General features: G+C 67.9%; 17 protein-coding genes and 2 pseudogenes. 10 read left to right on the top strand and 9 right to left on the bottom strand.

Annotated features, from left to right (window positions below):
• The first annotated feature begins 29 nt into the window (after window positions 1–29).
• The 9 genes and pseudogenes from mshD (at window position 30) to M3G03_RS03815 (ending at window position 10,512) form a co-directional block, all read left to right on the top strand.
• Window positions 30–941, top strand: a complete 912-nt coding sequence (gene mshD, locus M3G03_RS03855) for a mycothiol synthase (RefSeq protein ID WP_259808242.1) — start codon at window positions 30–32, stop codon at window positions 939–941.
• Window positions 942–1,003: 62 nt separating this feature from the next.
• A complete protein-coding gene (locus M3G03_RS03850; RefSeq protein ID WP_259808241.1) occupies window positions 1,004–3,124 on the top strand; it encodes an RNA degradosome polyphosphate kinase in 2,121 nt (706 codons plus the stop codon).
• Window positions 3,124–4,041: an NUDIX hydrolase gene (locus M3G03_RS03845; protein ID WP_259808239.1), complete on the top strand. Its 918-nt coding sequence runs from the start codon at window positions 3,124–3,126 to the stop codon at window positions 4,039–4,041. Before M3G03_RS03850 ends, M3G03_RS03845 begins: the two co-directional genes overlap by 1 nt.
• Window positions 4,042–4,280: 239 nt before the next feature.
• Window positions 4,281–5,486 (top strand): phosphate ABC transporter substrate-binding protein PstS, encoded by a 1,206-nt coding sequence (gene pstS / locus M3G03_RS03840; RefSeq protein ID WP_259808237.1) that lies wholly within the window; start codon window positions 4,281–4,283, stop codon window positions 5,484–5,486.
• A 269-nt stretch (window positions 5,487–5,755) separates the two neighbouring features.
• Window positions 5,756–6,679, top strand: a complete 924-nt coding sequence (gene pstC, locus M3G03_RS03835) for a phosphate ABC transporter permease subunit PstC (protein WP_311197485.1) — start codon at window positions 5,756–5,758, stop codon at window positions 6,677–6,679.
• 497 nt (window positions 6,680–7,176) lie between these two features.
• Window positions 7,177–7,899: pseudogene (pstA, locus tag M3G03_RS03830) on the top strand (phosphate ABC transporter permease PstA); the annotation flags it as partial.
• A 19-nt stretch (window positions 7,900–7,918) separates the two neighbouring features.
• Complete coding sequence (gene pstB, locus M3G03_RS03825; protein ID WP_259808233.1) at window positions 7,919–8,695, top strand: phosphate ABC transporter ATP-binding protein PstB; 777 nt, start codon at window positions 7,919–7,921, stop codon at window positions 8,693–8,695.
• A gap of 100 nt (window positions 8,696–8,795) precedes the next feature.
• Window positions 8,796–9,653, top strand: coding sequence for a sucrase ferredoxin (locus M3G03_RS03820; protein ID WP_259808231.1), 858 nt, complete (start codon window positions 8,796–8,798; stop codon window positions 9,651–9,653).
• Window positions 9,646–10,512 carry a DUF2510 domain-containing protein gene (locus M3G03_RS03815; protein WP_259808229.1) on the top strand — a complete coding sequence of 289 codons (867 nt, stop codon included), beginning with the start codon at window positions 9,646–9,648 and terminating at the stop codon, window positions 10,510–10,512. The genes M3G03_RS03820 and M3G03_RS03815 overlap by 8 nt, the downstream gene beginning before the upstream one ends.
• 32 nt (window positions 10,513–10,544) lie before the next feature.
• Here M3G03_RS03815 and M3G03_RS03810 read toward each other — a convergent pair whose 3' ends face one another.
• Window positions 10,545–11,738 carry a glycoside hydrolase family 3 N-terminal domain-containing protein gene (locus M3G03_RS03810; protein WP_259808227.1) on the bottom strand — a complete coding sequence of 398 codons (1,194 nt, stop codon included), beginning with the start codon at window positions 11,736–11,738 and terminating at the stop codon, window positions 10,545–10,547.
• Entirely contained in the window at window positions 11,735–13,165 is a 1,431-nt protein-coding gene (locus M3G03_RS03805) for a mycothione reductase (protein WP_259808225.1), read from the bottom strand. The genes M3G03_RS03810 and M3G03_RS03805 overlap by 4 nt, the downstream gene beginning before the upstream one ends.
• A gap of 62 nt (window positions 13,166–13,227) precedes the next feature.
• Here M3G03_RS03805 and M3G03_RS03800 point away from each other — a divergent pair, with 62 nt between their 5' ends.
• Complete coding sequence (locus M3G03_RS03800; RefSeq protein WP_259808223.1) at window positions 13,228–14,046, top strand: SDR family oxidoreductase; 819 nt, start codon at window positions 13,228–13,230, stop codon at window positions 14,044–14,046.
• Between the two features lie 18 nt (window positions 14,047–14,064).
• On the opposite strand, the gene M3G03_RS03795 is transcribed toward M3G03_RS03800, so the two are convergent.
• The 7 genes and pseudogenes from M3G03_RS03795 to M3G03_RS03765 form a co-directional block, all read right to left on the bottom strand.
• Window positions 14,065–15,528 carry a sigma-70 family RNA polymerase sigma factor gene (locus tag M3G03_RS03795; RefSeq protein WP_259808222.1) on the bottom strand — a complete coding sequence of 488 codons (1,464 nt, stop codon included), beginning with the start codon at window positions 15,526–15,528 and terminating at the stop codon, window positions 14,065–14,067.
• A gap of 6 nt (window positions 15,529–15,534) precedes the next feature.
• Window positions 15,535–16,476 (bottom strand): c-type cytochrome biogenesis protein CcsB, encoded by a 942-nt coding sequence (gene ccsB / locus M3G03_RS03790; protein ID WP_259808219.1) that lies wholly within the window; start codon window positions 16,474–16,476, stop codon window positions 15,535–15,537.
• A complete protein-coding gene (locus M3G03_RS03785) occupies window positions 16,473–18,044 on the bottom strand; it encodes a cytochrome c biogenesis protein ResB (protein WP_396121881.1) in 1,572 nt (523 codons plus the stop codon). The genes ccsB and M3G03_RS03785 overlap by 4 nt, the downstream gene beginning before the upstream one ends.
• Window positions 18,045–18,133: 89 nt before the next feature.
• Window positions 18,134–18,862 (bottom strand): cytochrome c biogenesis CcdA family protein, encoded by a 729-nt coding sequence (locus M3G03_RS03780; protein ID WP_259808594.1) that lies wholly within the window; start codon window positions 18,860–18,862, stop codon window positions 18,134–18,136.
• Window positions 18,863–18,897: 35 nt separating this feature from the next.
• Window positions 18,898–19,500, bottom strand: coding sequence for a TlpA disulfide reductase family protein (locus tag M3G03_RS03775; RefSeq protein ID WP_259808593.1), 603 nt, complete (start codon window positions 19,498–19,500; stop codon window positions 18,898–18,900).
• Window positions 19,480–20,163 (bottom strand): annotated as a pseudogene (locus M3G03_RS03770) (histidine phosphatase family protein); the annotation flags it as partial. The pseudogene M3G03_RS03770 and the gene M3G03_RS03775, both read right to left, overlap by 21 nt.
• A gap of 89 nt (window positions 20,164–20,252) precedes the next feature.
• Window positions 20,253–21,848, bottom strand: a complete 1,596-nt coding sequence (locus M3G03_RS03765) for a uroporphyrinogen-III synthase (RefSeq protein WP_396121880.1) — start codon at window positions 21,846–21,848, stop codon at window positions 20,253–20,255.
• Window positions 21,849–21,852 lie beyond the last annotated feature (4 nt).

Genomic DNA, 21,852 nt, shown 5'->3' with positions numbered 1-21,852 from the left:
GGGGGCGTCAGCCGACTACAGTGGCGGGCATGCACGACGACGAGTTGTGGGAGATCAGTCCTGTCGACCAGAGCGAGGAGCTCTGCCAGGACGTGCGCGACCTGGCCCAGGTGGTGGCTGACCATGACGAGGTCAGCCCCCTGAATGAGCAGGGTCTGCGCATCCTGGTGGGGCAGGTGCCGGGGCTGCACCTGGTTGCGGTCGACGAAGGGAATCTCATCGGCTACGCCCAACTCGACACCCAGGACCAGTCGGTCCAGCTCTTCGTGGATCCCGGTCGACGACACGAGGGCATCGGACGCGCCCTGGCCGAGACCATCCAGACCATGCACGAAGGTGACGAGCCGCTGGGCTGGTGGTCCTTCGGGACGCTGCCGCAGGCGCGCGAACTGGCTGATGCGCTGGGACTGCAGGCTGAGCGCACCATCCTGCGGATGACCCTCGACCCGGCCGCGACCTCGCTCGCGCAGGTCGGCGATTCACCGGAGGGTCTCACCATCACCACCTTCACCGAGGACGACATCGACGACCTGGTGGAGACCAACCGACTCGCCTTCGCCCACCACCCGGAGCAGGCCTCGATGAGCCGCCAGGACGTGCTCGACAAGATGGCCGAGGACTGGTTCGACCCGGCGGGCCTCTTCCTGGCCCGTGACGACCAGGGCCGCCTGCTGGGCTTCCACTGGACCAAGGTGCTCACCAAGGACGACCCCGACAAGGGGCAGGTCGTCCTGGGCGAGGTCTATGTCATCGGCGTCCATCCCTTCGAACACGGCCGCGGCCTGGGCAGCCACCTGTTGGCCCTGGGCCTCGACCACATGGTCCGCCAACGGCAGGTGGGGCTGGTGGAGCTCTACGTCGAGGGCGCCAACGACCGCGTGGTGCAGATGTATGAGCGGGCCGGGTTCCGCGAGGCCAGGCGCGACACAAGTTGGCTCTGAGCCCACGGCCACGGCCACGGCCTAGACTGGATGATCGTATTCGCGAGAAGAATGAGGGTGTGATGGAACAGCCGGAGACCGGCTCAGCGAATGGCCTGACCACGGCTGTGGCAGGCCCTCTCTACTCGGACCGGGAGCTGTCCTGGCTCTCCTTCAACGAACGCGTCCTCGACCTCGCCAAGGACGCCGAACGCGTTCCACTGCTGGAACGGGCCAAATTCCTGGCGATTTTCTCCTCCAACCTGGACGAGTTCTTCATGGTGCGCGTGGCGGGCCTCAAGCGCCGCATCGCGGCCGGGCTGGCAGTGCCCTCGGTCACCGGCATGATGCCGCGCGACCTGCTCGAGGCGATCCTGTCCAAGACGCGGGAGTTGGTCACCGAACAGTCCCGCGTCTTCCAGGAGGAGGTGCGCCCCGCTCTCGCGGCCGAGCACATCACGATCCTGCGCTGGGAGGAGTTGACGGCTGCCGAGAAGGACCGGATGCGCGCCGTCTTCAGCGAGCGGATCTTCCCGGTGCTCACCCCTCTCGCAGTGGACCCCTCGCACCCCTTCCCCTACATCTCCGGGCTGTCGATCAACATGGCGGTGTTGCTGCGCAACCCCGCCACCGGCGCCCGCCAGTTCGCGCGCGTCAAGGTGCCCGACGTGCTGGACCGCTTCCTCAACCTCGGCGATGGGCGCTTCCTGCCGCTGGAGGAGGTCATCCGCCGCCACCTGGGCCAACTGTTCACCGGCATGGAGGTCCTGCAGGAGAGTACCTTCCGGGTCACCCGCAATGAGGACCTGGAGGTCGAGGAGGACGACGCCGAGAATCTTCTCTTCGCCCTCGAGAAGGAGCTGTTGCGCCGCAAGGTCGGGCGTCCCCCGGTGCGCCTGGAGGTCGAGGACGACATCAACGACGACATGCTCGACCTGCTCATCCGTGAGCTGGACGTCAGCCCGGATGAGGTCTTCCGCCTGCCCGCCCCGCTCGACCTGCGCGGACTGTTCGCGCTGGCCCAGATCGACCGGGAGGACCTGGAGTACCCCAAGTTCCTGCCCGTCACCCACAAGGACCTGGCCGAGGTCGAAACCGCCCAGCCCGCCGACATGTTCGCCGCCCTCAAGGCGCGCGACGTGCTGCTGCAGCACCCCTACGACTCGTTCGCGACCTCGGTGCAGCGCTTCATCGAGCAGGCTGCTGCCGACCCGCAGGTGCTGGCGATCAAGCAGACCCTCTACCGGACCTCCGGCGACTCCCCCATCGTGGATGCGCTGATCGAAGCAGCCCTGGCCGGCAAGCAGGTGCTCGCCGTGGTGGAGATCAAGGCGCGCTTCGACGAGCAGGCCAACATCGCCTGGGCCCGCAAGCTGGAGAAGTACGGCGTTCACGTCGTCTACGGCATGGTCGGCCTGAAGACCCACTGCAAGCTCTCCCTGGTGGTCCGGGATGAGGGGACGATCCTGCGCCGGTATGCCCACATCGGTACTGGCAACTACAACCCCAAGACGGCGCGAATGTACGAGGACATGGGGCTGCTCACCTCGAACCCGCTGGTCACCGAGGACGTCGCCAAGGTCTTCAACCACCTCTCCGGCATGACCCAGGAGACCCACTACCGTCGCCTGCTGGTCGCCCCGCACGGCATTCGGTCGGGCATCATCGATCGGATCGAGGCCGAGATCGACCACCAGCGCGCCGGGCGCCAGGGCCATGTGCGGATCAAGGTCAACTCCCTGGTCGACGAGCGCACCATCGACGCCCTCTACCGCGCCTCACGCGCCGGGGTGAAGGTCGACATCTGGGTGCGGGGGATCTGCACGATTCGCCCCGGGATCCCGGGTTTGAGCGAGAACATCCGGGTCCGCTCCATCCTGGGGAGGTTTCTCGAGCATTCCCGCGTGTTCTGGTTCGGTAACGGCGGACGCCCCTTGGTGGGCATCGGCTCGGCTGACCTGATGCACCGCAACCTGGACCGCCGCGTCGAAACCGTGGTCAGCATCACCCACCAGCGTCACGTCGAGCAGATCACCGAACTCTTTGACCTCGCCTTCGACCCGGGCACGGTTTCCTGGCACCTGCACGACAACGAATGGACCGAGCACTCCCGTGACGAGGATGGCGACTTCCTGCTCGACCTGCAGGAGGAGTTGATCCGACGAATCAAGGAGCGCCGCCCGGCCAACGTCAAGAGGGCCTGATGTCGAAGAAGCCCAAGCTCATGGCCGCCGGGGCGGTCGTCCTGCAGGCGGGAGAGGACGGGCCGGAAGTGCTGGCGGTCCATCGCCCGGAGTACCAGGACTGGAGCTTGCCCAAGGGCAAGCCTGAGCCCGATGAGGACCTGCCTGCCGTGGCCGTGCGCGAAGTGGAGGAGGAGACCGGCCTGCGCGTCCAGATCTCGCGGCCGCTGTCGCGGCTGAGCTACAAGACAGCCATGGGGCGCAAGGTCACCTCCTTCTGGCAGGGATCGCCGGTGCGCGGGGAGGTCCGTTTCGAGGGGACCAAGCCGCGCACCGAGAAGGACGGCCGAAAGGTCCAGGAGGTCGACCAGGTGCGCTGGATTCCCCTGGCCGAGATCGACTCCATCCTGACCTACCCCGCCGAGCGCGAGGTGGTGCGCCTTGCCGCGGCCTCCGAGCCCGGTCCGGTGGTGATCCTGGTGCGTCACGGCAAGGCGATGGAGCGCAAGAACTGGTCGGGCAAGGACTGGAAGCGTCCACTCAGCGCCCGGGGACGCCGCCAGGCCAGGCGGGTGGCGCCCCTGCTCGATGCCTACGGGGTCGACGCGGCAGTCAGCTCCTCGTCCACCCGATGCGTGCAGACCCTGCAGCCCTTTGCCGAGCGGACAGGCCTGCCGATCCAGCATGTCCACGACCTCAGCGAGGAGTCCTACAAGGCGGACCCGAAGAAGTCGCGCGCCACCATGCGCAAACTCGTGCAGCAGGCGATCACGGAAGGGCGGGCCACCGCCTTCTGTGGGCACCGGCCGGTCATCCCGATGATGCGGGAGGAACTCGGTATTCCGGTGAAGCCGATGCTGGTGGGTGAGGCCACGGTGATCCATTACGACCCCAGCGGGGACGTCTACGACTACGAGATCGTGAAGAGCGCCTTCTGAGGTCCGTTCCCGATCTGAACCAGTGAAATATTCTCCGCCGGCACCCATGATGGCAGGGCATTACTCCTAGTGGGGCCCTGTATGTCCAGGCTCCTTGGGTGCGGTTCACCGTTTGTTCACCTTCCCGGAGCCTTTGCGTCACCTGACCCAGTTATCTTCTCGAACGAACGAAGTTGGCACCCATGCGCGGCGCGCAGCGAACTTCGGCGCACAGATCCCTACCAGATCAAGGAAATCGCGTGAAGATCAATCGCCTCGCCCAGGTGGCGGCCCTCATGGCCGCCGGCGCCCTGTCCCTGACCGCCTGTGGCGGCTCGACCGAGACGGGCGGCACCACCGGTGGCCAGACCACCGCCGCAGAGACCAGCACTGCCCAGACCTCCGGCACGGACACCAGCGCTGCTGAGACCTCCGCCTCCGAGTCCCAGGGTGGCGGCGCAGTGGAGATCACCTGCCCCAAGGGCAAGGTGAACGGCGGTGGCTCCTCCGCTCAGGACATCGCCATGCAGGCCCTCACCAAGGCCTACAACACCACCTGCAACTCCGGCCAGGTCATCTACACCAAGTCCGGGTCCGGACAGGGCATCAAGGACTTCTACAACAAGCAGCTCCAGTGGGCAGGTTCTGACTCCGCCCTGAAGGACAAGCCGAACAAGGACAAGGTCGTCGAGTCCGAGAAGGTCAAGACCCGCTGCGAGAACAACCCCGGCTGGAACCTGCCGCTGATCGTTGGCCCGGTTGCCTTCGCCTACAACATCGACGGTGTCGACAAGCTCGTCCTCACCCCCAAGGTCATGATGGAGATCTTCAACGGCAAGATCACCACGTGGGATGACGCGCAGATCAAGGCCCTGAACAAGGACGCCAAGCTGCCCAGCGACAAGATCAACGTTGTGTACCGCAACGACGAGTCCGGCACCACCGAGAACGTCGCCAAGTACCTCAAGGCTGCTGCCCCCGACCAGTTCACCGGTGAGCCCTCCAAGGAGCCCTTCGCGAAGGTTGGCGAAGGCAAGAAGGGCACCCAGGCCGTCGCTGATGCCGTCAAGGCCACCAAGAACGCCTTCGGGTACATGGAGTGGAAGTACGCCAAGGACGCCCAGCTGGGTGTTGCTTCCATCGACAACGGCCAGGGTGCTGTCGAGCTGACCGCCGAGTCCGCCGCCAAGGCCATGGAGGCCGCTGAGCTCCAGGCTGACGGCAACGACCTCAAGGTCAAGCTGAAGTACACCGACCTCGGCGAGGGCGCCTACCCGATGGTCATGGTGACCTACGAGATCGTCTGCTCCAAGGGCCTGCCGGCCGAGGAGGCTGCCCTGCTGAAGGACTTCCTGCTCTTCGCCACCAGCCCCGACGCCCAGTCGAAGCTCGAGGACCAGGGCTACGCACCGCTGCCCGAGAGCCTGCTGACCAAGGTCCAGACCGCCGTCAAGGCCATGGCCTGAACCTGACCCTCTGGGTCGCGTGATCACTCGTTGATCACACTCCAATTCACAACGGGGTGGCCCCTCTGCACCATGCGGAGGGGCCACCCGCATGTCAGGGAGAATCCATGACCAACACGGAGCCCAAGACCACCGAGGCCCCCATCGACGTCCCCGCCGGAGCAGACACCGACCCCACCGTGTCCCCGGTTTCCGAGAAGGCGGCCGGCGGGAGTGCCGTCGCCACCGCGACTGAGACCACGCCCCCGCTGCGCGTCACCAAGGTGGCGATGCGGGAGCCCAGCAAGGCGCCCGACAAAATCTTCTCGGGCGCCACCCTGGCCACGGGCATCTTCCTGGTGGCTCTCATTGGTGCCATCTTCCTGTTCCTCCTGCTGACTGCCGTCGGGCCGCTGAGCCGCAACGAGGTCAACTTCCTCACCTCCACGGAGTGGACCGTGACCGACAAGCGCCTGGCCTTCGGTATCGCCGGCATGCTGTGGACGACGGTGGTCTCCTCGATCATCGCCATGTGCCTGGCGGTGCCCGTCGCGATCGGCGTGGCCTTGCTGATCACCCACTACTCCACGCCTGCGATCGGCCGCACCGTCGGTTTTCTGGTCGACCTGCTGGCTGCTGTGCCCTCGGTCGTCTACGGCATGTGGGGTGTGCGCGTGTTCGCCCCGGTCATCCAGCCCTTCAGCGATGCGGTGGCCGGTAGCTGGCTGGGCAAGATCCCGCTTCTTGCGCCCGGGCTGCAGTCCTCGGGCACGGTCTTCGCCGCGGCGCTGGTGCTCGCGATCATGATCCTGCCGATCGTGACCGCCCTGTCCCGCGACGTGTTCGAGCAGACCCCGCGCGATCACATCGAGGCCGCCTGGGCGCTGGGCGCCACCAAATGGGAGATGATCAAGACCGCCGTGCTGCCCTACGGCCGCTCCGGTGTGATCGCCGCCTCGATGCTCGGCCTGGGCCGCGCCCTGGGTGAGACGATCGCGGTCATGCTCATCCTCTCGACCGTCCGCAAGTTCGACTGGTCGATCTTCTCCGGTGGTGAAACCTTCGCCTCGAAGATCGCCACCAACGCTGGCGAGCTGGATTCGCCCACCAAGACCGGCGCCTACATCGCTGCGGGTCTGGTGCTGTTCCTGTTGACCTTCGCGGTCAACGCCATCGCCCGTGTCGTCGCTGCTGGTGGAAAGGCCAAGGCATGAGTGACACCGTGAACGAAACTCCCGCTCAGGTCGACCTGAGCCGTCCCACCGGCAAGCGCCAGATGGTGGACAACCTGATCCGGGGTCTGGTCTGGATCGCTGCCGCCGTGGCGATCGTCCCGCTGTTCTGGATTCTCGGCACGGTGGTGGCGAAGGGCGCCCCCCTGCTCTTCACCGCCGAGCCCGACTACACCAGGATCTGCGCGGTCGAGGCCAAGGCTCCCACCAAGGAGTTCCTGGACTACAAGCGCGTCGCGGCCTCCGAGTGTGACAAGGACGACACCGACAACGCCAAGAACATCTGGCTGTCGGGTGGAAAGTACCCTGGCGTCAACGAGTTCGTGGCCTATCGCCCGGTGACCCCCCTCACCAAGGACCCGAATGCCGCAGCAAGCGGCGGTGGCATCGTCATCAAGGGTCGCGAGCCGCAGGCCCAGAAGCAGTCCGTGGTCGGCATCCCGAGCTCGGACAAGGCCGGGACGGTGCGTACTGCCTCGGCAGACTGGTGGACCAAGGACCAGAGCGCCACCGACCTGCGTGAGGTCGGCGGAGGCGCCCTGCACTCCATCATCGGCACCCTCGAGCTGGGCCTGATCACCTCCCTCATCGCCGTGCCACTCGGCATCCTGGGCGCGATCTACCTGGTCGAGTACGCCCGAGGGAAGGGTTTCTCCAAGGTCGTCAGCTTCATGGTGGACATCCTCACCGGTGTGCCCTCCATCGTGGCCGCACTGTTCATCTACGCGGTGGCAATCACCATCCTGGGTGGCACCCGCTCCACGATGGCCTCCGCGCTCGCCCTGGTGCTGCTGATGCTGCCGACGGTGCTGCGCTCCACCGAGGAGATGCTCAAGCTGGTGCCGGACAGCCTGCGTGAGGCCTCCTACGCCCTGGGCGTGCCCAAGTGGAAGACGATCATGAACGTCGTGCTCCCCACCGCACGCAAGGGCATCCTGACCGGCATCGTGCTGGGCATGGCCCGCGTGATGGGCGAGACCGCCCCGCTGATCATCCTGCTGAACTACGGCCCCCGCCTGGAGTGGAACCCCACCTCCAACAACATGGGCTCCCTGCCCACCCAGATCATGGGTGCCACCGAGGTGGCCGCCAACTACCCGGGCGCTGAGCGCGGCTGGGGCGCTGCCCTGACCCTGATCCTGATCGTCATGGGCCTGAACCTGATAGCACGCACCGTGGGTCGCTCGAAGAAGTCCCGCTGAGAACGAGGAAGACACAGAAATGGCAAAGCGCATCGAGGCCAAGGACCTCAACATCTTCTACGGCAACTACCACGCCGTCCAGAACGTCAACCTGACTGTCGAGCCCCGTTCCGTGACGGCCTTCATCGGCCCCTCGGGCTGCGGGAAGTCGACCGTACTGCGCACCCTGAACCGCATGCACGAGGTCATCCCCGGTGCCTACTGCACCGGGGAGGTCAACCTCGACGGGGTGAACCTGTATGGCAAGGGCGTCGACCCGGTGGCCGTGCGCCGCAACGTCGGGATGGTCTTCCAGCGCCCCAACCCGTTCCCCTCAATGTCGATCTACGACAACGTGGTGGCGGGCCTGCGCCTCAATGGCGTCAGCAACAAGAAGACCCTCGACGAGGCCGTGGAGCGCTCGCTCCAGGGCGCCAACCTCTGGAATGAGGTCAAGGACCGCCTTGGCAAGCCGGGGGTGGGCCTGTCCGGTGGTCAGCAGCAGCGTCTGTGCATCGCCCGCGCGATCGCCGTCGCCCCCGACGTCCTGCTGATGGACGAGCCCTGCTCGGCTCTGGACCCGATCTCCACCCTGGCCATCGAGGACCTGATCCAGGAGCTCAAGGACCAGTTCACCGTGGTCATCGTGACCCACAACATGCAGCAGGCCGCGCGAGTCTCCGACCAGACCGCGTTCTTCAACCTGGCTGCGCAGGGCCAGCCCGGTGAGCTGGTCGAGATGGGCGCCACCGAGAAGATGTTCTCCAACCCGGAGAAGAAGGCCACCGAGGACTACATCACCGGTCGCTTCGGCTGATCCCTTTTGTCGGTCAACTCCTGTGGGCAGCGCCCGCCATGGTTCGCCGTGGCGGGCGTCGCCGTTTCCGGGGTCCTTCCTCGTCTGGCAGGCTTGGCATATGACCCCGACTTCTGGGCAGCCTGCACACGGTGCCGCCGAGCGCTGTTCCCGGCAGTGGTGGCGCGATGACCTCCCGGCGTGGGGCACCGCCAGCCGTGCCGACTTCTGGGTCGGTCTGGAGCAGCCGGGCCCCTGGGGACGCAAGGCGATCACCCAGTCGCACCTCGACCCCGAACTCGGCGATCGCCTCGAGGCCGCCATCTCGGAGCTCGGGGGGCGTCTGGTCCTGATCCGTCGCCCGGGCCGCCACGTCGACGAGGGCTGCTCCACCCCCCGCATGGTGCTGGTGGGGGCGGGTATGACGCAGGGGACGCCGTGGGTCGGGCAGGTCCGACTCCTCGACCCGGCCCACCTGCTCGACCTGCTGGCGGGCTTCTCGCCCGACCACCGTCCCGACTGGTTGGAACCGTGCGCACCGGCCCTGCTGGTCTGCACCAACGCCAAGCGTGACCGCTGCTGCGCCCTGGAGGGCCGCGAATTGGTCACTGAACTCCATGGAGGGCCGGTGGGCAACCAGGTTTGGGAAGCCTCGCACCTGGGCGGCCACCGTTTCGCCCCGACAGCCGTGGTGCTCCCCACGAACCAGATGTTGGCCCGCCTTGACAGCGACCTCTCCCTCGCCGCCCTCGACGCCGCACTGTCTGGACGCCCGCTGGACTGCGGTGCCTTCCATGACCGCGGCCTGTCCCACCTGCCCGCCGAGCAGCAGGCCATTGACGCGCATGCCCGCACCACGGGAGTGGACCCTGCTGGGCTGCGTGCAGAGACAATGACCATGCCGACGCAGCGGGCATCCTCGTGTGGTGCAGCGGCTGTGCCGGTGACCGTCTGGACCGTGGAGGAGATCGATGGCTGAGCGCGGCTGGTACCCCGACCCGGGGGGAAGGCCGGGTCACTACCGGTTCTGGGACGGCAGTGCCTGGGCCGAGGAGACCACGACCACCCCCGGGACTGGGGCCGGATCGACCGGCTCCTCCTCGCGCGGCACGCGTGGCGACAGCGACGAGGGTGAGGAGCGTCTCTCCGCCTGGCAGCGGGCCAAGGGGCCGCTGACGATCCTGCTGGCCGTCGCGGTGGGTCTGGCGTTGATCCTGTTCGGGCTGCAACGGCTGGGCATGATCGGCGGCAAGCAACCGGCACCGGCGAACCCCACCGAGTTCTGCCCCCGACCGGCCGAGGGCAACTGGTCCACCGACCCCCACCCCGATGATGGGCGGGTGCACGGCGGCCGTCTCTCCTACCCCCGCCTCCAGCGACCGTGGGGCCCGCCTGTCGGCGACTTCCGGGTGCCCTTCGGCCGCGATGTCGCCTCCCAGTCGATCACCATCGAGACCGACTACAGGCCCGGGCAGAACTGGGTTGCCTCGATCCTGGTCGGCGAGCTCGTCTCCGGGGACGGCTTCGTCTCCCCCGAGGGCGGGATGGACATCGTCGCCCGCTGCATCGTGGGCGCCTTCTACGGCGATGCCCCGGTCGACCGCAAGGATGTCAGCCGCAAGGCCATCAGGGTCGACGGCCACGAGGCCTATGCGCTCGAGATGTACCTGAGCTTCCGGATCGAGGGGCTCAAGGCGACCGGCGAGCACGCCATCATCGTGATCGTGGCAACCGGGAAGAACACCAACTCGCTCTACTACGCCTCGATCCCCAACAACGCCGAGGAATACCTGCCCACCGCACGCGCGCTGGTCGGCCAGCTCACGGTCGGGCCCTGACCCTTCCGATCACGCTGGCCCCGCCGGCGACCTCAGGCCACGGACGCCTTGAGTTCCAGCACTCGGGCTGCCTTGCGGACCACCTGCTGGGCGAAATCCGGGTCGGACTTCTCCAGTTTCCCCACCGCGCCCACCATCGCCTCGGTGAGGCTCGGGTCGGCGTTGATGACCAGGTCGCCACCCGCCTGGAGGAAGCGGGTGGCCCGCTCCCCTGCCGGGATGTGCTGGACTGACTGTGCTGCCCCCAGATCATCGCTGATGACAACCTTGTGGAAGCCGAGCTGCCCACGGAGCAGCTCGTTGATGATGGTCGAGGAGAATGTGCCCTGGTTCTTGGGGTCGATGCGCCGGTAGATGGCAGAGCTGATCATGATCGAGGAAACCCCGGCGTCCATGGCGACCCGGAAGGCCTCGATGCCCGGATCCTCCTTCGTGGTCACCTCATCGACCGCCTCGCCGAAGTCGGTATTGGTCCTCACCCTGCCCAGACCCGGGAAGTGCTTGGCACTGGTGGCCACCTTCGCCGCGGCCATGCCCTTGATGGCCGACAACAGCGCCGGGGCCGCCTCGGCGACGTCACGTCCGTACTGGCGCTGCAACTGTCCGACCGGGGCATTGGACGCCTCCATGTCCGCCGGCACCAGGTCCGCCACCGGGGCCAGGTTGAAGCGGACTCCGGCTCGAGCCAGTTCCCCGCCCCACTGCTTCCACTTCTCCTGCAGCTCGGTTGCTGGCAGTTTCGCCTGCTCCACGGCACTGGGGATGGTGGAGAACCCGTCGCCGGAGAGCCGCTGGATGCGTCCACCCTCCTGGTCGACGGCGACCATGATCGGGACGGCTGCCCCCAGGCTGCTCAGTTCGGAGGTGAGGAGCGATATGTCCGAACGGCCGCCGAGGGAATCGCCCAGGAGCAGGAGGGAGCCGACCTTGTGCTCAGTGAGCGCCGCGCGTACCTGGTCGGAGAGGACGGTCGACACCGTTCCCACCATGATCAACTGGCCGATGCGCTCCTCCACGGACAGTTCGGCAGCCTTGACCAGCCACGGGGACTGGGCCTGCTGCGCTGTGGGCACGGACTCCCCCTCCAGCTCGGAAGGCTCACGGGTGGGGTGCGGAACGTCGGTCCCCGAGCGGGCCAGGTCAGCCTCCTTGGCACAGCCGGCCACCCCCAGACCCACCAGGCCGGTGCCGAGACCAGCCTGGAGCAGGACACGACGGGTGCTCATGCCTGATGCTCCTCCAGCCACTGACGACGACTCTCCTCCAGGGCGAGCAGCGCATTCTCGATCACCTCGGGCAGGGCCGGGTGGATCCAGTACTGGGTGTGGGCCACCGACGAGACATCCTGGTCAAAGACCATCATCTGGATCAGCTGCTGGATGAGTGTCGAGGCCTGAGGGCCGATGATGTGGGCGCCGAGCAGCTTGTCGGTGAGCGGGTCGGAGATCAGCTTCACGAAGTGCTCGGTGTCCTCCATCGCCCAGCCGTAGGCGACGTCACCATAGTTCTGGACCTTCACCAGATAGGGGCGTCCCGCGGCGTCCAGGTCCTGCTGGGTCGCCCCCACCGACGCGATCTGGGGGTGTCCGAAGACGGCATGGGGGATGAAGCGGTGGTCGGTCGCCCGCAGGTCCTCGGGGTGGAGCAGGTTGTGGCGCACGACCCGCATCTCGCGGTTGGCGACGTGCTTGAGCATCGCCGGGGAACAGACATCGCCCAACGCCCAGATGTGGTCCACCGCGGTCCGCTGGTACTCATCGACCGGGATGAACCCATGGGCATCCAACCCCAGCCCGGCCGCCGCCACGTCGAGTCGGTCGCCGTTGGGGATGCGCCCGATGGCGTTCAACACCAGGTCACCATCGTGGTGCCGCTCATCCCCCTCGACCATGGTCACCACACGGACGCCCCCATCCGGGGCCTCCTCGAGCCTGACCACGTGCTCACCCAGGGCCAGGGTCACCTTCTCGGCCACCAGTTGCCGGTAACGCTCGCTGACCTCATGGTCCTCATGCTTGAGCAGGGTATGGCCACGGTGGATGACCGTCACGTCCACCCCATAGGCGCTGAAGACGTGGGCGAACTCGACCGAGACAAACCCGGCGCCGAGGATCAGCAACCGCTTGGGCAGTTCGTCGATCCGCATGATGCTGTCGGAGGTGTGGACCAGCTCCGCCACGGAGGGAGCCGCGGGGACACTGAGGGGACGGGGACGGGAGCCGGCTGCGATCACGATCCGGTCACCGCTGATCCGGCGCCCCGAGGAGAGCTCGAGGGTGTGCGGATCGACGAAGCGACCGGTCTCGCGGTACACGTCGACATGCTCCTGCCGTTCTCGCCAGTCCAGCCCACCCTCGCTGATCGCGTCGATGCGACGGAAGATGCGGTCCCGGACGGCTGGGAAGTCGACCCCGCGCAGGGCCAGGTCGACGCCCAACCTGGCGGCGTCCCGCGGGCCATCGGCGAGGTCGGCGGGCAGCACGAACATCTTGGTCGGGATGCAGCCGACGTTGAGGCAGGTGCCGCCATAGCGCAACCCATCGTCGACCATGGCGATCCGCCAGTGGTCCAGCTCGTCGTTGATCATGGAATTCCCTGATCCTGAGCCGATGATGACCAGGTCGTAGTGCTGGGGATCGGGCAAGGTCGTCATGCCCCCAGTCTGTCACGGACCACCGACAACACCAGCGGGACAGACCCCCCTACACTGGCCACATGGCAACCAGCGACAAGGCCCCCGGCCCCGTGGGCGCAACCATTCCCCGGACCGAGCGCCGCTGGGCGCTGGTGACCGGAGCCACCGGCGGCCTCGGTGCGGCCTTTGCCCGCTGGCTCGTAGCGCACGACATGAACCTCGTCATCACCGGACGCGACACCATGCGCCTGGCCTCCCTCACCACCGAGCTCGAGTCGTCCGGTGCCCAGGTCATCTCCCTCCCGGTGGACCTGGCCGATCGCGAGGCACGCGCTGGTCTGGTGACCGACCTGACCGCGAAGCAGGTCCACGTGGACACGCTGGTCAACAACGCCGGCTTCGGGATCATCGGCGATGTCGGCGACACCGACCCGGGGCGCCTGCGCGGGATGCTGGAGGTCAACGTGGTGGCCCTCACCGACCTCACCCGAAGCTTCCTGCCGGCCATGCTGGACGCCGGACAGGGCTCGATCATCAACGTGGCGAGCACCGCCAGCTTCCAGCCGATCCCCGGCATGGCGGCCTATGCGGCGTCCAAGGCCTATGTCCGTTCCTTCAGCACCGCACTCTCCGACGAGACCCGTGGCACAGGGGTCAGGGTGATCGCGATCAACCCCGGCCCCACCGAATCCGGCTTCTTCTCCGTGGCCGGGGACGACACCACCCTGACCCGTCGCCGCAGGCCGGAGCAGGTGGTGGAGACCACCTTCGCCGCCCTCGCCAAGGGCCACCCGTCGATCGTCGACGGGCCCAGCAATGCCGTGATGGCGATGGCCAACAGGTTCGTGCCCACCTCATTGTCGGCACGAATCGCGGCGCGGATGCTCGGTCGCCGCTGAGCCCTGGTCGGGTGGGGCTCAGTCCACTTCCAGGGCACGAACCGTGGCGGGAGTGTTGTCACTCCACACCCGCAGCACGTACTTCCCGCTGCGCAGCTGGGTCATCGTGCGCCAGGTCCGCCAGCCACCGGCGTTGCCGGCGGCGGTGGCCTGCCCGTCGACGACCTTGGTGCCGTCGGGCCGGGTGATCTGCCAGTGAACGATGGCCGAGGGGACCGACACCTGTTGCAGACCCTCGATGGCGAAGGGCTTGTCGGTCAGCCGGGTGGTTGGGTCCGGGCTGAGGATCCAGATCGGGGCGAGTGGCACCAGTCCCTCGCGCACGAAATCGGTCGCCGGCGCTCCCAGGACTGGCAGGTTGGGTGAACCGTCACGCAGGATCTGGACGGTCTTCTCCCCGTTGCGGTCCCCCACCGTTGCGATCGCGGTGTAGACCACCTGATTGATGGCCGCCAGAGCCACTTCCCGTGAGGTGAAGCCGTCGAAAGCGGACGCCGAGATGTCCACCACGATCCGATTGCCGACCACGGTGGCGGAGTTCACCTGCCCCCCGGTCCACAGGGAGGAGAGGGCAGGGTCCAGCGGGACCACATTGAGGACTGCGGCGATGGCGGTGGTCAGGCGATCACTCTGGGTCGGCAGGTCACGGAACTCGCGGTAGAGCAGGTTTCCCGGCCCGACGTAGTAGATCGGCAGCCCACGCTGGAGGGTCGGCAGCGAGGGCGGTCCGGAGTCCGTCGTCCCCACCTGGGCAGTGGAGGGCATCGCGGTGGGCACTATGGCGCCGCCGTTCCGGCCCAGTATCTGGGGGAGGATGTTGGGCAGCAGCAGGCCGATCAGCAGTGCCACGGTGGACCACATCAGCAGGCTGCGAGTTCGGGTGGCGGGGCGGTCGTCGTCCTGGCTCTCGGCCACACGATCGAGCAGTTCGCTCAGATTGCCTCCGGGATGGATCGTCGCGGCCTGTTCGGCCAGGGCCCTGCGAACCCGTGGGACCGTCAGTTCGTGGCTGGTCCCCAGGCTCTCCCGGACCGTGCGCAGCCCCCGGTGGAGGTGGGTTCGGACGGCGAGCCGGCTGATCCCGAGGGTTTCGGCAACCTCGTCCTCCTCCATCCCGCCCCAGTAGCGCAGGACGAGGACCTCGCGTGGACGCTGCGGGAGGCTGTCGATCACGTCCAGGGCTCGTAGCACCTCGTCCAGGTCCGCGTGGCCCTGCCCGGGGGCCACGGACACCCGGTCCTCGGAGGACGCCCGGTGTCGGTGGGAGGATCGCGTCCGGTTGACCACGGCACTGCGCAGGTAGGTGGCGGCGTGGTCCTCGGTGAGGAACTGCGAGCGTCGGGTGTTCGCGGCGACGAAGGCATCGACGACGATGTCTTCCGCGCCGGCCGAGGAACCGAGCAGCAGGCTGGCGAGTTGGACCATCGGCACCCAGTGGGTGTCGTGCAGGTGACGCAGCCAGTCGTCGTCGCGGCGGGCCATGGTGGCTCAGATGCCGGCGTAGGAGTGCAGGCCGCTCACCAGCAGGTTGACCCCGATGAAGTTGAACCAGAAGGACGCGATCCCGACCACCGCGATGATCGCAGCATTGCGGCCTTTCCACCCGGCCGTGGCGCGGGCGTGCAGATAGGCGGCGTAGACCACCCAGGTGACCAGCGACCAGGTCTCCTTGGGGTCCCAGCCCCAGAAGCGTCCCCAGGCGTACTCGGCCCAGATCGACCCGGCGGCAATGGTGAAGGTCCAGATCGGGAAGCCGAAGGCGTGGGCCCGGTAGGCGAAGCGGTCGATCGAGGCCAGCGAGGGGACGCGGGCCATGATGCCGGTGAGCGTCGGGTTCTCCGGGGAGCGCTTCTCGGCACGCAGGACCGCGCTGCGCTTGACCAGGTAGACGATCGAGGCGAGTGCACCCAGGTTGAAGGCCGCAGCCGAGATGCAGGCGGCGACGATGTGGATGATGAACCAGACCGAGTGCAGGGCCGGGACCAGCGGCGCGATCTCGACGTAGAAGACGGTCACCGCCAAGCCATTGCCGACGGACAACAGCAGCGTCATCGGCAGGCCGAGCCAGCGCAGCCCCCAACGCGAGACGCCGAACATGTAGGCGACGACGGCGAAGAGCAGCGCGGCGGTGAGGAACTCGTACATGTTTCCCCAGGGGGCGCGACCGGCGGCGACGCCGCGGGCGACCACCCCGGCGAGCTGGCTGAGGGCGCCCAGGCCGGTGAGGATGATTCCCAGGCGCCCGAACATGTCGGAGCGCAGGCGGGCTGGGTCGAACTCGTCGTCGTCAGCAGCCAGCGCAGTGGCGCTGGTGTCGCGCAGGGGGACACCGCGCAGGGTCGCCCATTCGGCGCTGTGTGCCAGCAGGGCCAGCAGGTAGAAGATGAAGGCGGTGACGATTCCTCCGCTGGCGTACTCGGCGAGGGTCATCGTTTTTCTCCTTCGGTGGCCACTGGTTCTGGGTCAGGCGGTTCTGGCCTCTGGTCAGGTGATTCGCCAGCAAGAGTAGCGAGGAGTTCCTCGACGTCCTCCGGCAGACCGCTCCGTGAGTCGGCACGGTCGAGGCCGGCCACCTCCACCTGACCGTCCTCCCGGAGCCGCACCCAGAGGCGCCGCGGGCGGATGAACAGGCTCAGGCAGAGTCCCAGCGTCCCCAGGGCAAGGGAGGTGAAGGCCACCGGAAGGCCGGGGGCATGGGAGATCTGCAGCTTCGCCCAGCGCGACCAGCCGTCGAAGGAGATCGACCCCTGGCCGTCGGGCAGCTTGTAGCCGGTCCCCGGCTTGAGGCGGATGGCGACCGGTCCGCCTGACTCGTTGGTGACCTGGCTGAGGCCGGCCTTGTTGAGGACGTAGACGTTCTCGGGCCGTCCGGTCTCCTGGCGCGGCGGGCCGGACCAGACGTTGAGGAAGAGTTCGGGGTTGGCGGCGTCCGGGAAGGTCGAGTGCGGGCCACGCTGGTCGACCACGGCGGTCGGCAGGAAGAGGCCCTCGAAGGCCAGCTGTTTCGGGCGGGCGTCCGGGGCCTTGATGACGCCCATGGAGGTGAGGTTGCCGTCCTGGGGCAGGAAGATCACGGGGCCCTGGAAGGCGAGGTTGCCCTTGCCGTCCTTGATGGTCACGTGGGCGGCGTAGCCGTGACCGATCACGTGGACCTTGTCCTGGCCGATCGTCAGCGGGTGGTTGACCTCGATCGCGGTGTCCTCGGTCTTGTCCTTCGAGGTGGCCGTCACCTCGGCGCGAAAGAGACGGGCCGCTCCGCGCTGGACCGGTCCCTTCTCGAACTCGGCGAAGAAGCGCTTGAGCTTGAGCGAGAACGGGGGCAGCTCGTCGGTGTTGACCATCGGGCCGGCGCGGAACTCGTCGTACTGGGTGATGACATTGGAGAAGCCGCGACCCTCCACCACCATGGCGGTGCCCTTGTAGCTGTACAGGTTGTTCCACGCCACGCCGATCAGGACGCCGACCAGGGAGAGGTGGAAGAGCAGGTTGCCGAACTCGCGCAGGTAGCCGCGCTCGGCGCTCAGCCCGCGCCAGTCCCCCTGCTTCGCCGAACCCTCGGACGCGGCGACGCGGAAGCGCTTGCGCTTGAGCACCTCGGTCGCCTTCTCCAGCGCCTCGGTCGCGGCGAGGCCGGGTTTCAGCTGGCCCGTGCGCGATTCGGGCAGTCGGGTGAGTCGGGAGGGGATGCGCGGCGGGGGCGTCTTCACCGCCCGCAGGTAGACGCGGATCCGCGGGATGATGCAGCCCAGCAGGCTGAGGAAGAGCAGCAGGTAGATCGCGGAGAACCAGGGCGAGCTGTACACGTCATACATGCCCAGTGGTTCGTAGAGCTTGTTGAGCGTGGGGTGGTCGCGCTGGAAGTCCTGGACGCGGATGGGGGTGACCGAGCGCTGCGGGATCAGCGAACCCGGGATGGCGGCCAGGGCGACCAGGAAGAGCAGCACCAGGGCGGTGCGCATGCTGGTCAGCTGGGTCCACAGCCAGCGCAGGCTCTCCATCGGGCTGAGCCCGGGGTCCTGGGGCCTGTCCTTCTGGGGCTTCTGCTCCTCGCCCTTCTGCTCTGTCTCGGGGATCGTGGTGCCAGACATCAGATCGGGGTCTCCCAGCGGCTCGCGAGTTGCTGCAGGTGGCTGATCAGGACGTCCCACAGCCCGGTGACCAGGGCGATGCCGATCAACACCATCACCAGGCCACCGACCAGTTGGACGCCACGCTGGTGCCGCTTCACCCAGTTCAGCGCCCCGCCCAGCCGGCTCAGCGCCAGTCCGGCGACGATGAAGGGAATGCCCAGGCCGAGGGCGTAGCAGAAGGCCAGCACCCCGCCACGCACCGAGGAGCCCTCGTTGAGCGCGAGGGTGAGGACCACGCCCAGGGTGGGACCGATGCAGGGGGTCCAGCCCAGCCCGAAGACGATGCCGAGCAGCGGGGCGAAGGCGACGCCCATCCGGGGGGCGACGTTGAGGCGCAGGGTGTTCTGCCCGAAGCGGAGCAGGCCGGAGAAGACCAGTCCGAGCGCGATCACCAGCACGCCCATCACGATGGTGATGGTCCGTTGGTGGCGCAGCAGCGCATGCCCCAGGCTCCCGACCAATGCCCCGGTCACCACGAAGACGGCGGCGAAACCGAGCACGAAACCGATGGTTCCGAGCAGGACGCGCCCGGCGCGCAGCCCTCGGCGTCCCGTGCTGGTGGTCTGGAGTTCAGCGGCGGTCAGGCCGGTGGCATAGGACAGGTAGCCGGGAAGCAGCGGGAGCACACAGGGCGAGAAGAAGGAGACCAGCCCGGCCAGCATCGCCAGCGGCATGGCGACCGGCATGGAACCGCTGATCGCGGCGCGTGCCCACTCCCCCATCACTTGCCTGCCGCGATGTCGTTGATGATGCCGACCAGGGTGCTGGCGGTGGTCTCGCCGAGGACGCGGGCAGCCACGCGCCCCTGGCGGTCGATCACCAGAGTGCTCGGAATCGCCTTGGGCGGCAGCTCGGGGAAGCTGAGCAGGAGCTCGCCGTCGGGGTCGAAGAAGTTGGGGTAGCTGATGCCGAACTCACGGCTGAAGGCCTGCGCTGCCTGGGCCGAGGCGTCGCGGGTGTTGATGCCGAGGAACTGCGCGTCCTTGGCGGTCTGCTTCGAGGCCTTGGCGAGCTCGGGTGCCTCCTTGCGGCAGGGCCCGCACCAGGAGCCCCACACGTTGAGGACGATGACCTTGCCCGAATGGCTCGAACTGCTCAGCGGCTTGCCGTCCAGGTCGGTGCCGGTCAGGGTCGGGGCCTTGGCGCGCTTGTCGAGGGGGACGAGGGTGAAGGAGCCGTCGCCCGGCGCGAAGCCGATCTCGGAGCTGGCCACGGGGTTGCGGGAGCAGCCGGACACGGTGAGTCCGGCGATCCCGATCCCGAGGGCAGGGACGAGGTGCAGCAGGTCGCGTCGGTTCACTTGCCCCCCCGCCGAGAAGTTCATCTTCTGGTCCTTGGCCGGGATGAGGTCGGCGGCGGGCGCCTCGTAGGCGACGCGGACGACCCGGCCCTGCTTGACGTGGAAGGCGGTGACCGAGGCGAGGACGGCCTCTCGCTTGCGCGGGTCGTGGGCCAGTCGACGGCCCTCGGCGTCGAGGCGCGCGATCCAGATGGGGAGCTGGTGGCTGACCACGATCGCCTCACCACCCGGGCCGGCGGCCTCGGCGGCGGTCTGGATGCCGATGCGCATGCGGGCGGCGATCTCGACGAAGGGTTCACCCCAGGAGGGGGTCAGCGGGTTGCGGAGCTTCCACCAGTTGCGGGGGTTGCGCAGGGCCTTGTTGTCGCGGCCGAAGACCATGCCCTCGAAGTCATTGGCGGCCTCGATGACCAGCGGGAGGCTGCAGACCTCGAGCTCGGGAAAGACCGTGGCGATGGGCTGCATGGTCTCGCGGGCGCGTTCGAGGGGGGAGGTGGCCAGATGGGTGATGTTGGCCCCGGCCTCCTTCTTCGCCGCGAAGAACTCGGCGATGCGCTCGGCCATCAGGCGTCCGCGTTCGGAGAGGTGGAAGTCGGGCAGGCGACCATAGAGGACGCCCTCGGGGTTCTCGACCTCGCCGTGGCGGACTAGGTGGACGATCGTGGTGTCAGCGACTGCCTCGGTCATGATTCTCCCCTGGTCGACGGCTGGCGGTGCGCCCTAGGATACCCCGCCCCGAATGCGTACTTGCCCGCGCACGTGGGCGAAGGCGGGGGTCAGGAGCCGACGGGGCGGCCGCGGCGGCGCTGCAGGGTGGGACGCACAGTCGGCTTGCCCTTGGCGGCCAGCTCTGCACGACGGCGCAGGGCGAACGCGGCGAGGGCATCGGCGAGCTCGACGGCCGAGGGGTTCTCGGCCTGGACGTCGACGCGCAGCCCGTGCTCCTCGCAGGTCTCGGCCGTACGCGGCCCGATGGCGGCGATGATGCTGAGCTTGTGCGGCTTGCCGGCGATGCCGACCAGGTTGCGTACCGTCGAGGATGAGGTGAAGACCACCGCGTCGAAGCGTCCGGTCTTGATGGCCTCACGGGTCTCGGCCGGCGGCGGGGCGGCACGGACGGTGCGGTAGGCCACGACCTCCTCGACCTCCCAGCCGAGCTCGACCATTCCGGCGGCCAGCACCTCGGTGGCGATGTCGGCCTTGGGCAACAGCACCCGGTTCATCGGGTCCAGCAGTTCGTCGAAGGCGGGAAACTCCGCGCTCAGGCCGGCGGCGGACTGCTCCCCCAGCGGCACCAGGTCGGGTTCCAGGCCCCACGCGCGCAGCGCCTGGGCGGTCATCGCGCCGACAGCAGCGATCTGGATGCCGCCGAAGCTGCGGGCGTCCAGGCCGTAGTCGGTGAACTTCTCGCGAACGGCGCGCACGGCGTTGGCGCTGGTGAAGGCAACCCAGCGGTAGCGGCCCTCGACCAGGCCGGTGATGGCGCGGTCGAAGTGCTGCGGGGTGCGCGGCGGCTCGATCGAGATGGTCGGCACGACCTCCGGGACGGCGCCGTGGCTGGCCAGGCGTGAGGTCAGTACTCCGGCCTGGTCCTTGGTGCGGGGCACCAGCACGCGCCAGCCGAACAGCGGCTTGCTCTCGAACCAGTTCAGTCGGTTGCGACGATCAGGGGACGCCGCGGCGCCGAGCGCGACGACGACTGGACCGGGGGTTCCGGCCAGCTCGCGGGCCAGCTCGGAGAGCTCACCCAGGGTGGTGGACCGTGAGGTCTGCTCGGGGCTGGCTGCGTGCACGGTGACCAGCACCGGCTCGTCCTCGTGGCGCCCGGCGCGTTCGGCCAGTTCAGCGGCCACGGAGAGGTGGTCGGCGTCACCGATCATGACGACGGGCCCGGTTTCGGCGAGCTCGGCGTCCTGGGTGGCGACCAGGTCAACCAGCTGCACGGTGCTGCCCAGCGAGATGCCGGCGAACTCGGGCAGGGAGGTGCGGGCGGCGACGCCGGGCACGATGTCGACCTCGAGGCCGAGGTCGACGCAGGCACCGGCCAGGTCGGCGGCGCGAGAGTCCATCAGCGGGTCGCCCCAGACCGCGATCGCGACCTGGCGCCCGTGGAAGTCAGCGGGGTTGATGTGGTCCCAGTCGAGACGGCTCGTCTGGCGAAGGTGCACCTCGGGGTGGGACAGGTCGATGTCGGGGGAGGTGATGATCACCTCATCAGCGGCGTTGAGGGCGTCCACCCCGGCCAGCGTCAGCAGCCACGAGGGTCCAGGGCCGGCGCCCACGAGAACCACGCGGGTCGGCGTCTCTTCCATCACTGCTGCCTTCTTCATGCTGGGGCTGCTGCCAGTCTGACTGGATGTCTCGCTCGTCATGGTC

This window comes from Aestuariimicrobium sp. p3-SID1156 (genome assembly GCF_025144225.1).
Classification (GTDB): domain Bacteria; phylum Actinomycetota; class Actinomycetes; order Propionibacteriales; family Propionibacteriaceae; genus Aestuariimicrobium.
Note: the sequence above shows the minus strand (reverse complement) of the source record. Positions and strands in the feature narration are given on the sequence as shown.

What these genes read in the sequence shown, in the direction of transcription:
- M3G03_RS03845 (WP_259808239.1), top strand. Translation starts at nt 3,124, where the DNA reads ATGTCGAAGAAGCCCAAGCTCATGGCCGCCGGGGCGGTCGTCCTGCAG.
- M3G03_RS03815 (WP_259808229.1), top strand. Translation starts at nt 9,646, where the DNA reads ATGGCTGAGCGCGGCTGGTACCCCGACCCGGGGGGAAGGCCGGGTCAC.
- M3G03_RS03810 (WP_259808227.1), bottom strand. Translation starts at nt 11,738, where the DNA reads ATGAGCACCCGTCGTGTCCTGCTCCAGGCTGGTCTCGGCACCGGCCTG.
- M3G03_RS03800 (WP_259808223.1), top strand. Translation starts at nt 13,228, where the DNA reads ATGGCAACCAGCGACAAGGCCCCCGGCCCCGTGGGCGCAACCATTCCC.
- M3G03_RS03785 (WP_396121881.1), bottom strand. Translation starts at nt 18,044, where the DNA reads ATGGAGAGCCTGCGCTGGCTGTGGACCCAGCTGACCAGCATGCGCACC.
- M3G03_RS03805 (WP_259808225.1), bottom strand. Translation starts at nt 13,165, where the DNA reads ATGACGACCTTGCCCGATCCCCAGCACTACGACCTGGTCATCATCGGC.
- M3G03_RS03775 (WP_259808593.1), bottom strand. Translation starts at nt 19,500, where the DNA reads ATGAACTTCTCGGCGGGGGGGCAAGTGAACCGACGCGACCTGCTGCAC.
- M3G03_RS03765 (WP_396121880.1), bottom strand. Translation starts at nt 21,848, where the DNA reads ATGACGAGCGAGACATCCAGTCAGACTGGCAGCAGCCCCAGCATGAAG.
- M3G03_RS03795 (WP_259808222.1), bottom strand. Translation starts at nt 15,528, where the DNA reads ATGGCCCGCCGCGACGACGACTGGCTGCGTCACCTGCACGACACCCAC.
- ccsB (WP_259808219.1), bottom strand. Translation starts at nt 16,476, where the DNA reads ATGACCCTCGCCGAGTACGCCAGCGGAGGAATCGTCACCGCCTTCATC.
- pstB (WP_259808233.1), top strand. Translation starts at nt 7,919, where the DNA reads ATGGCAAAGCGCATCGAGGCCAAGGACCTCAACATCTTCTACGGCAAC.
- M3G03_RS03820 (WP_259808231.1), top strand. Translation starts at nt 8,796, where the DNA reads ATGACCCCGACTTCTGGGCAGCCTGCACACGGTGCCGCCGAGCGCTGT.
- M3G03_RS03850 (WP_259808241.1), top strand. Translation starts at nt 1,004, where the DNA reads ATGGAACAGCCGGAGACCGGCTCAGCGAATGGCCTGACCACGGCTGTG.
- M3G03_RS03780 (WP_259808594.1), bottom strand. Translation starts at nt 18,862, where the DNA reads ATGCCGGTCGCCATGCCGCTGGCGATGCTGGCCGGGCTGGTCTCCTTC.
- mshD (WP_259808242.1), top strand. Translation starts at nt 30, where the DNA reads ATGCACGACGACGAGTTGTGGGAGATCAGTCCTGTCGACCAGAGCGAG.
- pstC (WP_311197485.1), top strand. Translation starts at nt 5,756, where the DNA reads ATGCGGGAGCCCAGCAAGGCGCCCGACAAAATCTTCTCGGGCGCCACC.